Origin of the sequence: Methanosarcina acetivorans C2A (assembly GCF_000007345.1) — an archaeon.
Classification (GTDB): Archaea; Halobacteriota; Methanosarcinia; order Methanosarcinales; family Methanosarcinaceae; genus Methanosarcina; species Methanosarcina acetivorans.
The window spans coordinates 4099015-4111115 of the sequence record NC_003552.1 but is presented as its reverse complement, the minus strand read 5'-3'; the positions used below and the strand labels follow the sequence as shown (position 1 = coordinate 4111115).

The window sequence follows — 12101 nt, the reverse complement described above, 5'->3', positions numbered from 1 at the left end:
TGAATCGAAAAATCACGAACTTCTGTTTCTTTTGCTTTTTCTGCTTTTTGGGCAAGCCAGACAAGCTGGCGGAGGTTTCCTATTTATCCCGAGATTAAAAAGAGTTTTCCGGGGTGAAAGAGCATTTTTATCTCGTCCTTGCACTTTTTTCATAATTATATCTTCACTTCCATAATAGCATAAGCGGATTTTTTGTTATTTTTTACCTATCTGGCAGGCTGGTTACATCACTGCTCTGTAAGACCCAAGCTATTGCTTTTAGCCAGATGGACCTTTTCCCCGACATAATTTAGATTCCCAAGCGTTCCTGTGCTTAGACTATAGCCTTTACTTCTTTCATAGCCGTTGACCAGTTTTTCCTCGAAGTTCCAGATCTGGGACATCAAGAAGTTTCTGGGATAATTGTGGAAGGGTGATGCAGTACATCTATCCCGAAAGCGCATACCTCGAAGCAATGTCAAAGGCCAAGGCTAGACTTTCGTTCCGGCTTGATGATTCCTAAACTTTACGATAAACTGACCAAGAGAGTCTAGGGGAGAATCATGCCTGAATAATCCTATAAATACATATTGTGCCCATCGATAGTGGAAAAACCAAACCTTTAGTACTGATCTAAAATTCCAAATAATTATATCATTTTGTTTAATATTATTTTATAAGATATATAAAAATAGTAGGATCTGAGCATTATGTTATTTGAGGAGTAATATAATCTTGGTTATATATTTCAATTATTTTAAACTGTTGTGTTATGATGGGGGGAAAGATATGCTTGAAAATGCCCGAAAAGAAGAGCAACAGAGGAAAGCCTCTGAAAGGTATTATAGCCGGCAGAAAGCTGCTGAAGCGGAGCAGCCAGGCGAGAGATTCAGACGTGAAATCATCAGGCCCTTGACGGAAGTACGGCCAATAGAGAGGCGCCTGATCTTTCTTGAACCAGGTGATGACCTGGCCCTGGAAAGGATCATAGGAAAGAGTGATCTAGTCGGCATCTCCTATCTGGAACTTGGACTGCTCGCGGCCAGACCCGTCTGCAGGATCCAGGTCGTGAACCCATTCGGCAGGCCAGAGGGTTACGGCACGGGCTTTCTTGTCGGCCCAAATCTGCTGCTGACGAATAACCATGTCCTCGATACAGCAGAGCTGGCAAGGAAGAGTTTTGCAGAGTTCGAATTTGAGCAAGATATAAACGGTCGACGAAAGACATCCAAATCCTTCGACCTGCGACCGGACGAGGTCTTTGTCACCGATCCGGACCTGGACTTCACACTGGTATCCGTGGCCCCCGTTGCCACAGAAGGAACAGAGCTTACCGATTACGGATTACTGCGTCTGGTGGAAGACACCGGCAAGGTCCGGAACGGCGAATACGTCTCCATCATTCAGCATCCTGAGGGCGGTCTCAAGCAGTGCTGCCTGCGGGAGAACGAAGTTGTAGATCTCTTCGACAACTGGATACACTATCTGACCGACACTCAGCCCGGAACCTCAGGTTCGCCCGTATTCAACGATCAGTGGTTGGTTGTGTGCCTGCACCACTCAGGAGTGCCGATGAAAGATGCCCAGGGTAACATCCTCAAGACAGACGGTCAGCCCTATCGAGAAGGCATCGATAATCCCGGCACCATAGCGTGGGTGGCCAATGAGGGAGTGCGCATCAGCCGCATCTTCCAGGCACTGGAGTCGCGCAGCGAGAACGAGCCGATGGCAGCCGAATCTCTTCGCAGGCTTCGCAGCCAGGGCACTGATCCGGTCGGACCTGCGATCATAACCGCCCCAGAAACCGTCCCCGGCACAGCAATGGAGCTGGGAGAACTGCCAGCTGAACATTACCACCTGGCGGATGGCTATAACCCCGATTTCCTGGGCTATCTGCACCAGCTGCCGCTTCCCAAGCTGGCCGATAATCTCCAGTCCAAAGTCGCAAAGCTCAAGGACGGGGGCGAGATTCTCAACTACCTGCACTTCTCGATTGTGATGAATGCCGATCGAAGGCTGGCCTTCTATACCGCGGCCAATATTGACGGCAAGAAGCTGAAGAAGATCAAACGCGACCGCGACAAATGGTACTTTGATCCACGTCTCGACCAGAGATATCAGGCCGGGCCCAAATTGTATAAAGGCAATCCACTTGACCGCGGACATCTGGTTCGCCGGCTGGATCCCTGCTGGGGGCCAAATGCCAGGGACGCGGGAGAGGATACGTTCCATTTTACGAACTGCTCGCCTCAGCACGAGCGCCTCAACCAGCATGATTGGCTCGAAGTGGAAGACTACATACTTAAGACTGCAGATAATGCCAATGTGCAGATATCGGTATTCACCGGTCCCGTCTTCCGCGAAGACGATATGATTTACCGCAATGAGTACCTCCTGCCTGCCGATTTCTGGAAGGTGGTGGCATTCGTCAATAAAAACGGGAAGCTCAGCGCTACTGCCTACCTGCGCACGCAGAAAAATTATCTGGAGAGCTTGGAGTTCTTCGACGACGAGTTCAAGACATGGCAAGTGCCGGTAGCGCAGGTTGAGGCACTGACCGGCCTATCATTCGACTTGCCTACAGATGCCGATCCTATGGCTCGGGCAGCAGCCGGAAAGGGTCTGGAAAGCCAGAGAGTTAATATCCGGAGGATTCGCTCTGCTGCGGACATAATTCTCTGATACGATCACTTGACGGTTGTTGCCTTGGATTAGCAATGAAGCACAGTCTTGCCGATGAACTTAAAGGGCTCAAGCCGACAATCCATTTTACATGTCGGCTTCACTTCATTTTGCTGGCAAGCCCAACGACTGTAGATTCATATCTTATCTATGGAGTGGCAAACATAACATCATCAGATTGTAAATGGCATCGATCTTGAAACCGTTGTCCGGACATCTAACGATGCTGTAATCCCTGTTGACTTTAGAATTTACGATATAGATATGACGGAAAAACAAAAAATAATCACTTCCTTGAAATGTTGAACAGGGCAGCAAAACGTTGTTTTCCCCCGAATTTGTTCAGTTTGATACGTGGTATTTCAGTATAAAGAATCTCAAAGCAATCAGGAAAAAAGGATGGCACTGGTTAACAAGGTTGAAGAAAAATCGGTTAGTTAATCCTGATAAGACTGGTAACATTGCAATTGAATTGTTAACTATTCCACCAGAAGGAATGACGGTTCATCTGAAAGAATACGGCTTTATTAAGGGATTTCGGATAGTTTCCAAAGACGGAGACACGCAATACTGGGCTACAGATGTACTTGATATGCAGGAAGAAAAAAGGAAAGAGCTGGCAAAGAAAGCATGGAAAATTGAAGAGTATCATAGAGGAATAAAACAGTTTTGTGAAGTAAAACGCTGTCAGGTAAGGAGAAATAGTGTGCAGAGAGCATATATCATGACAGAAATAAGAGCATTTCTAAGATTTTAAGTCCAAAGAATAAAAGCAGACATTACATGGTTTGAAACGAAATGGAACATTACAGGAAATGCTGTTAATCAATTTCTAAGAAATCCGATCTATACCTTAGCCTAAAAATTGAAAAAATTAAAAAGTTGCCTGCAAAGCAGGCAAATGTGTAAGTCCTATTAATTTTAAATTGTTGTTCGACTTTGAAATATTTTATATGAAACTATCTTTTGTTCAGAAACAATTTTTCGCATAATTATTTTAAAATAATACAGGAACATTGTATATAACGTGGGTAAATCGATCAAAAGAGTGAGGAACAACTGATAGAGTATGTGAATAAGAACTGCCTGGAAGAATTGATCCAATTCCAAAGAAATAAACTTAAGAAAGTATATCTTTGAGTAACTGTATTGGGGCTACAGTAAAAGGATCAAAGCTCTTCAGGGTTTTCTTCTTAATCACCTAATGCATTCGGGACTTACGCACCAGGGGTATAAAAACAATCACAACAAGCACTGTAGCTTAAATTTTCATATTAGAGAGTTAAAGGTTTGATGCTGTTGATATTCAGTCCAACTACATAAGTCCTGAATTGTGATACATTATCGTATACGGAACATATCCGTTCGTATGGCTCTTAAGGACTCTCTAGTTTATTTTGATCCTATCTCTTTTGAGGATGTGTTGTGATATGGAGTGCTTACAGTTAAAAAATTGATGTTATCTAAATAGCGCTTACGCAATTGAACTGAAAAATCAATCAAGTCAAAGAAATCAATCACATCAAAAGTTTAACTGTATAATCATAGAGCACTTTTTAAATAGGTGATTATTATGTCAGTAAAAATCGAATGGCAAATCTTTACAGCTGAGACGCGGAGCGACTACACATGGAGATCGAGCAGTCCAGCCCTTGAAGAGCTGCTCAACGTTATAGCATGCCCGGAGAGGATCAAGGAACCCACTCCGGACGTCGAGGAATCTATGGCTCGTCTGGCCATCAAGGAGCTGCCATATTTCAGAATAACCGAAACCAACTCATAGAGACCACCTCATAAATACCAGGACAAAAACCTTCCCTGAGTCTGTATACTAAAACCATTAATTCTGAAGCAATAGTCGTTTAAAAAAGATCAGCCTCGAAAATGTCGGGTTCGAAGTCTTTTTTATTTTTTTCTGCTTCTTGGTCTTCCTCTATTATTTGGCAAACAGTTTTCTGGGATTTTTCCTATCCTACTCTAGCAAACTGTTTGATCCGGGTTTTCAGAGGTCTCCACATTATCCAGAAGCTTTGCACATCAGCATTACCGGACGCACATTCCGGTGGGATTACCCCAAATGAAAAGGGCAGCATTGAAGCAATTCATGACATAATCTCTTACCGCACTGTATAAACCAGTGCAGCAACGAAAAGCCAGATCATTGCTATCTTCACCACTAGTAGCTACCTTAACCACTAGAAGAACAGGAAATCCGTAAAAACAAATATAAAATCTGAAAAATCTCAATGTTTTATCAGAAAACGTTGCTGTCATTCCTGATCCTTCAGGTCCTGCGGTTCCGGTACTTCAAAAAGGGCAGGGTACTTCTCTTTTAGAGACATGAGGAGTTCTTCGTCTAATTTCGCATCATAAAGTGTTTTCACTTTAGAAAGCTGATCAATTGTTAAATGGTGAGCTCCCTTAAGGTTAGCTCCCTGAAAGTCAACCTTCCCAAGGTCAGTTATCTTAAGGTGTGCCTTTTCAAGATCAACCCCCCGAAGATTAGCCCCTTGAAGATTGGCTCCGTAAAGATCAGCCCTTTGAAGGTCAGCTCCTTGAAGGTTGGCTCCTTGAAGATTAGCGTTTTCAAGATTCGCCTCTATAAGGTCAGCCCTTTCAAGTTTAGCCCCCTGAAGGTTAGCTTCCTGAAGATTAGCTTCCTGAAGGTTAGCTTCATGAAAGTCAACTCCTTGAAGGTTAGCCCCTTGAAAGCGAATCCCTATAAGATAGGCCCCTTCAAGTTTAGCTCCTCCAAGTTTAGCTCCTTGAAAGTTAGTCTTTTCAAGGTTAGCCTCTTGAAGGTTAGCCTCTTGAAGGTTAGCTCCTTGAAGATCAGCCCCTTGAAGGTTGACTCCATAAAGGTCAGCTCCCTGGAGGTTAGCCAGATGAAGGTTAGCCAGATGAAGGTTAGCCAGATGAAGGTTCGCTCCCTGAAGGTTAGCCAGATGAAGGTTAACACCCTGGAGGTTAGTTCCTCCAAGTTTAGTTCCTTGAAGGTTAGCCAGATGAAGGTTAGCTCCATATAGGTTAGCCGAATGAAGATTCGCTCCCTGAAGGTTAGCCAAACGAAGATTGGCTTCATAAAAGTCAGCTCCCTGGAGATCAGCCTTTTCAAAGTTAGTTCCCTGGAGGTTAGCTCCTCGAAAGTCTTTTTTCTCTGGAATATCCATCTACAATTAATCGGTTTTTAACTAAAATAAGCATTACTATGCCAGGAAAATATTTTCTGCTCTTCAGGGTTCAGTTTTTAGAATTGAACAGGTGATAATAATTCCTAAATTCTTGAACTTACTGCAGGTCCGGGAGATGGAATTTATCATTATGATCCGTAAATGTCAACAGCGGTTTAATTTTCCCCACATTGGTCGGTTTAAATTTCCCCATCTTTTGATATAAATTTTACTCAATTTTTCATAAACTTGTTAGAAATTACTGGTAGATATTTCCTGATTTTATACCATGTTTCTTCCTTTCTTTCAGCCTGTAACTTTCTCCTCTGATGTTAATTGTAGTACAGTGATGGAGAATTCTATCAAGTACAGCAGCCGCTATTACCTGGTCTTTGAATATCTCTCCCCATTCTCCATATGATTTATTTGACGTAAAGATGGTCGAACTCTTTTCATAACGTCTGGAAATCAACTGAAATAAACAGTGAGCTCCTTCCTCATCAAATGGGAGATAACCCATTTCATCAATGATCAGAACTTTAAATTTCATAAAGCCTTTGAGTTTCTTTTCAAGCATTCCTTCTCGATTTGCTATTTTCAACTTCTCGATAAGGTTTCCTGTATTGGTAAAGTAAACCGAAATCCCTGCTTTTGCTACTTCAATCCCAAGAGCGATTGCAAGATGAGACTTTCCAACTCCGGGAGGACCAAGGAAAACAACGTTTTCTACGTTATGAACAAATCTCAACGTTGCAAGGTCTTCTATGACTTTTTTATCAATAGATGACTGAAACTCAAAATCGAATTCATCAAGCGTCTTTTTCACAGGAAATGCTGCACTTTTCATCCTTCTCTCAATTGCAGCAGCTTCTCTGTGCTTCTTTTCCTGTTCAAACAGATAATCAAGTACTTCCATTGTTGTCTTGCTATCTCTTGCAGCAATTTCAAGATAGTTGTCCAGAACCTCTTCAATAGTATTCAGTTTGAGGTATTGCAGGTTACTGTGAAGTCTCTCATAGCTGAAATTGTTCATTCAAAATCACCGTCACTGAATGTTTCATAGATGTCAAGAGACCTCTTTTCAACTTCAGGACCTGAGAACTTCAACGGAATCTGTAATTCTTTCTTGCATTTTGAATTCTCTTTAAGAATCTCACTCAGGAGGCCCTGAAAATGTTCCTTTTTTCTGGAAACCCTACAATTACCTGAAAGAATTTCATGTTCACAAACCTTCTCATAATCAACATAGACCTCGAATATTCCTTCAAAAATCTGAAGCTCTGCAGTTCTTCCTGCAAACCTGTAAGGAACAGAATACTTATTTCCAAGGAACGAAATATAACAGTCTCTGGAGACCTTTCTGGTCTCCTTATGGACAACTTTGTAAGGAGGAACCTGATCCAGAGGGATCAGTTTCTCCTCCTTAAAACGTTCAAGGGGGATTTGATAGGTTGTTCCGTGGACAGTTGAATTTACCCTTTCCAACCACCTGTGAACTTGGGCGTTCAGGTCTTCGAGAGAGGTAAATCGTCTTCCAAGGAAGAAATCCCTCTTGACATAGCCTACCGTATTTTCAATTTTACCTTTTGTCTGAGGCCTGTAAGGCCTGCATAACCGTGGAATAAAACCAAAGCATTTGAAGAAATCCTCAAACTGTGAGTTCCATTCAGAATCTGATGATTTTAAGGCTCTTTTGATAACAACCTGTTTCATGTTATCATAGAGAATCTCCTGTGTAAATCCTCCAAAGTACTCAAAGGCGTTCAGATGACACTGGATAAGAGTGGAAGTGTCTATGCCCAGTGTAAATTCAACATATTTCATCCTGGAATATCCAAGAATCATGTTGAAGCAAAAGAGTTTCTTTATCTTTCCATCAACCTCAACTGTTCCCATCTCTGCCCAGTCAACCTGAGCCTGTACACCTGGTTTTGTTTCATAGCGGAATACAGCAGGGACTCCCTGCTGAGGTCGGACTTCTCTTACAAAGTCCTTGACGATGGTCATTCCTCCATCAAAACCCATTTCTTTGATTTCCCGATAGAGCCGAGCAGTAGTGTAGGAGCCTTCTTCAAGCTTTTTGAGTATATAAGGTTTATATGGATCAAGCTTGCTCTTTCTTCCGGGACGTTTCTGGGGTTCAGGTAAGGTTTTCAGCTGGAGATATTTCCTCACAGTTTTCCTGTCAAAACCGGTTTGTCTGGCGATTTCACTAATGCTCAAGTTTTGTGAACTTAAATCTCGAATCAAGAATAAATCCTCCTTTTTCAGCATGATTCACAATCCTCGAACTTTTCTCAAGGATTGAGAATTGGGGAATTTTAATCCGCCGAAAATGGGGAATTCTTAACCGCCGTTGACATAAATGCCTCGAACCTGTATTTCATATGAAAAAAATGAAAAATAATCCTTAGACTCTTATGGATTTGAAAATGCGAGATTCAAAGAAACAATTTTAAGTTTTGGGACCTGCTCTCAAAGAACATAAGTTATTGAACATACTTTTAGTGGAAATAAGGAAATTCTGGCCCTTCGCTACTTTTTATACTAACTTAGTATGTAATCTAATATAATATGTAATCTAACTTAATATGCAATATACTAACTTAATATGCAATGTACTAACTTAATATGCAATGTACTAACTTAATATGCAATATACTAACTTAATATGCAATGTACTAACTTAATATGCAATGTACTAACTTAATATGCAATGTACTAACTTAATATGCAATATACTAACTTAAGATGCAATATACTAACTTAATATGTAATCATTAAAATATTCCAAAGTAGATAAATATTTATATAATAAACATAATTTACCCACTCATTATATGGTTGAAACCACAAACTTTACTCTTCTTGCATTTTCCCGATTGATTTCCTCTTCATTTTTTTGGAGCACTGCTCCGGTTTCACAGGTTTATTGGCCTACTTTGCAGGAGGAACGGTTTTTCCAAGCTGAAAGTATTGAATGAGAACAGGATAAAAAATAAAAATGAGAGCAATGAAAGATTCGTTTACGGCAGATCCGGTTCAACATATTTTAATTAGAAAATCATCTGTTTTGCCGACTAATACTTTCAATCCGCTATATCACTTTATTAATAAAAGGGCTCACTTTTTGTTATATATGCTGAATTTTCACACACTCAGACTCGAAGATCAGACTCCAATACATTAAATTCTCACTTTAAACATCCGTATACTAAATTCTTACCTTAAAATTCTCACTAACCGATTCACCGAGACAAGAAAAACCTGAGAGAAGGAAAATGAAAAATATTATTATCAAAGGGGCGCGGGAACACAACCTGAAAAATATCACAGTTGAACTCCCGCGAGATAGGTTCATTGTAATTACAGGCGTCTCAGGCTCTGGGAAATCTACCCTGGCTTTTGATACTGTTTATGCCGAAGGACAGAGGCGTTATGTGGAATCCCTCTCAGCTTATGCAAGGCAGTTCCTGGGGCTTATGAACAAGCCGGATGTGGACAGTATAGAGGGGCTGTCTCCGGCAATATCAATAGAGCAGAAAACAACTTCCAAAAACCCCCGAAGTACGGTGGGAACTGTCACTGAAATCTATGACTACCTCAGGCTGCTTTTTGCAAGGGTTGGGACCCCTTACTGTCCAATTCATGACATAAAAATAGAGTCCCAGTCTCCGGAAAGGATCGCGGACAGCCTCAGCAGGGAATGTGAGGGGATGGTTACAATCCTTGCCCCTATAATCCGCCAGAAAAAAGGGACTTACCAGCAGCTTTTCAGGGACCTGAACAGCGAAGGTTTCACCCGGGCCAGGGTAAACGGGGAAATTCACAGGACGGATGACGAGATCTCCCTTGACCGCTACAAAAAGCACGACATTGAAGTGTTAATCGACCGCCTGGACCCTTCCGAAGACCGGTCAAGGCTTGTCGAAGCCTGCGAAAATGCCCTCAAAAAAGGTGAAGGGCTCCTGATTGCCGTGGACGCGGAAGGGAAAGACCACCTGTATTCTTCGAACATGGCCTGCCCTGTCTGCGGGATGGCTTTCGAGGAACTCCAGCCCAGGATGTTTTCCTTCAACAGTCCCTTCGGGGCCTGCGAAGCCTGCAACGGGCTCGGGATTAAAATGGAGCTTGATCCGGACCTCATAATTCCCGACAAAAACCTGTGCATTGCCGACGGAGCCGTTGCTCTTTACAGGAACTATCTTGACGGCTACCGGAGCCAGCACCTGGCAGCTGTTGCAAAACATTTCGGTTTTGATATTTTCACTCCTATTGAAGCCCTTTCAGAAAGGCAGTACAACGCTCTCATGTACGGCTCGGAAGAACGCATTCAGTTCAGTATGAGCATGAAAAACGGAGATGCCCATTGGTCTCACAAGGGCACCTGGGAAGGGCTCCTTCCGCAGTCCGAGCGTCTGTACGGCCAGACAAAGTCCGAGTACAGGCGAAAGGAACTTGAGAAATTCATGCAGGTCCGCCCCTGTCCCAGGTGTGAAGGCAAGCGCCTGAAAGAAAAAGTCCTTGCAGTCAAACTCGCTGGCAAGTCAATTGTTGATGCAACTGACCTTTCCATTATCCAGTGTATCCAGTTTTTTGAAGAACTGAAACTCTCCGAAAAAGAGCAGGAAATCGCAAAACAGGTCTTAAAGGAAATTCACTCCAGACTTGGCTTCCTTGAACATGTGGGACTTGGATACCTGACCCTTTCCCGCAGTGCAGGCACCCTCTCAGGTGGAGAAGCCCAGAGGATCAGACTTGCAACCCAGATCGGCTCAAACCTTATGGGGGTACTCTACGTGCTGGACGAACCGTCGATAGGGCTGCACCAGAGGGATAACGAGCGGCTTATCCAGACCCTGCAGACCCTAAGGGATCTCGGGAACACCCTCATAGTAGTAGAACATGACGAAGACACCATCCGGGCAGCAGACTACGTGCTCGATATAGGGCCTGGCGCCGGGATACACGGAGGGTATGTGGTTGCCGAAGGGACGCCTGCAGAAATAGAGAGAAACCCGGAGTCTCTGACAGGCAAATATCTCTCAGGAGAAAAGCAGATAAAGCCTCCTGCTCTCCGTCGACAGAGCGAGACCTTCATCCGGTTGAAAGGCTGCCGAGCAAATAACCTGAAGGATATAGACGTAAACATCCCCATAGGGCTCCTCACTGTAGTTACCGGAGTTTCGGGTTCCGGGAAGTCTACCCTTATCTATGATACCCTTTACAAAGCCCTGATGAAAAAGATCAACAAATCGAATGTAACGCCCGGGGAATACGAAGAGCTGGTTTTTGACTCCGAGATCGATAAGGTAATAGTTATCGACCAGAGCCCCATAGGCAGAACCCCCCGCTCGAACCCTGCGACTTATACCAAGGTTTTTGATGCGATCAGGCAGGCTTTTGCCGAGACCAAGGAAGCAAAAATCCGCGGGTACAAAAACGGGCGTTTTTCTTTCAACGTAAAGGGAGGGCGCTGTGAAGCCTGTCAGGGAGACGGAATGATCAAGATAGAGATGAACTTCCTGCCTGATGTTTACATTGAGTGTGAGGAGTGCAAGGGTACACGCTATAACCGGGAAACCCTTGAGGTAAAGTATAAGGGCAAATCGATTGCTGAAGTCCTGAACATGACTGTGGAAGAGGCAGCAGAGCATTTTGAAAACGTCCCTGCAATCAAAGGCAAGCTCGATACTCTCACGCGCGTAGGCCTCGGGTACATCAAGCTCGGGCAGAGTTCCACGACCCTTTCAGGAGGGGAAGCCCAGAGAATAAAGCTGACCCGCGAACTCTCAAAAAAAGGCACTGGAAAAACCATTTATCTGCTTGACGAGCCCACAACCGGACTGCATTTCCACGACGTTAAAAAATTGATTTCAGTCCTTAACGGGCTTGTTGCGAAAGGAAATACAGTGGTCGTAATCGAACACAACTTGGACGTCATCAAATCTGCAGACCATATAATCGATCTCGGTCCCGAAGGCGGACACGCAGGCGGGGAGATTGTAGCCACAGGCACGCCTGAAGAAATTGCCCGGATTCCTGAAAGCCATACCGGACGTTTCCTCGCTTCCAGGCTTCCAGCGCAGGGAAACTCCTACCTGGATTCGGGTACACAGCTGGTGGAGGCCGTTTTTGAGGACAGGGAAGATTTTGAAACCGATTACGGAGAATTTGAAGAGGATTCCGGGGAGGAATTTGAAGAAGAACCTGAAGACTTCGACGAAGGACCGGATGAGGTGTTTGAAGGTCAAGCACTTTAAGTGATTC

Annotated in this window: 7 protein-coding genes; 4 read left to right on the top strand and 3 right to left on the bottom strand. The window is 43.6% G+C overall.

The features are described from left to right. Window positions 1-768: 768 nt before the first annotated feature. The 3 genes from MA_RS17395 to MA_RS17385 all read left to right on the top strand — a co-directional run bounded on the left by MA_RS17395 (window position 769) and on the right by MA_RS17385 (window position 4444). Window positions 769-2661: a DNA/RNA non-specific endonuclease gene (locus tag MA_RS17395; RefSeq protein ID WP_048065671.1), complete on the top strand. Its 1893-nt coding sequence runs from the start codon at window positions 769-771 to the stop codon at window positions 2659-2661. Window positions 2662-2983: 322 nt separating this feature from the next. Further along, a complete protein-coding gene (locus MA_RS17390; RefSeq protein WP_011023259.1) occupies window positions 2984-3418 on the top strand; it encodes a transposase in 435 nt (144 codons plus the stop codon). An 816-nt stretch (window positions 3419-4234) separates the two neighbouring features. Then, complete coding sequence (locus MA_RS17385) at window positions 4235-4444, top strand: hypothetical protein (protein WP_048065670.1); 210 nt, start codon at window positions 4235-4237, stop codon at window positions 4442-4444. A gap of 487 nt (window positions 4445-4931) precedes the next feature. On the opposite strand, the gene MA_RS17380 is transcribed toward MA_RS17385, so the two are convergent. From MA_RS17380 to istA, 3 genes are all read right to left on the bottom strand, one after another. Continuing rightward, the gene (locus MA_RS17380) at window positions 4932-5831 is read right to left on the bottom strand and encodes a pentapeptide repeat-containing protein (RefSeq protein WP_011023258.1); all 900 of its coding nucleotides are present in this window, start codon (window positions 5829-5831) and stop codon (window positions 4932-4934) included. A gap of 259 nt (window positions 5832-6090) precedes the next feature. After that, window positions 6091-6864: an IS21-like element ISMac9 family helper ATPase IstB gene (gene istB / locus MA_RS17375; RefSeq protein WP_011022070.1), complete on the bottom strand. Its 774-nt coding sequence runs from the start codon at window positions 6862-6864 to the stop codon at window positions 6091-6093. Next, on the bottom strand, window positions 6861-8105 hold the full coding sequence (istA, locus tag MA_RS17370; protein ID WP_011022071.1) for an IS21-like element ISMac9 family transposase: 1245 nt from the start codon (window positions 8103-8105) through the stop codon (window positions 6861-6863). Before istA ends, istB begins: the two co-directional genes overlap by 4 nt. A 1007-nt stretch (window positions 8106-9112) precedes the next feature. Here istA and uvrA point away from each other — a divergent pair. Continuing rightward, a complete protein-coding gene (gene uvrA, locus MA_RS17365) occupies window positions 9113-12094 on the top strand; it encodes an excinuclease ABC subunit UvrA (RefSeq protein ID WP_011023257.1) in 2982 nt (993 codons plus the stop codon). Window positions 12095-12101: the final 7 nt, after the last annotated feature.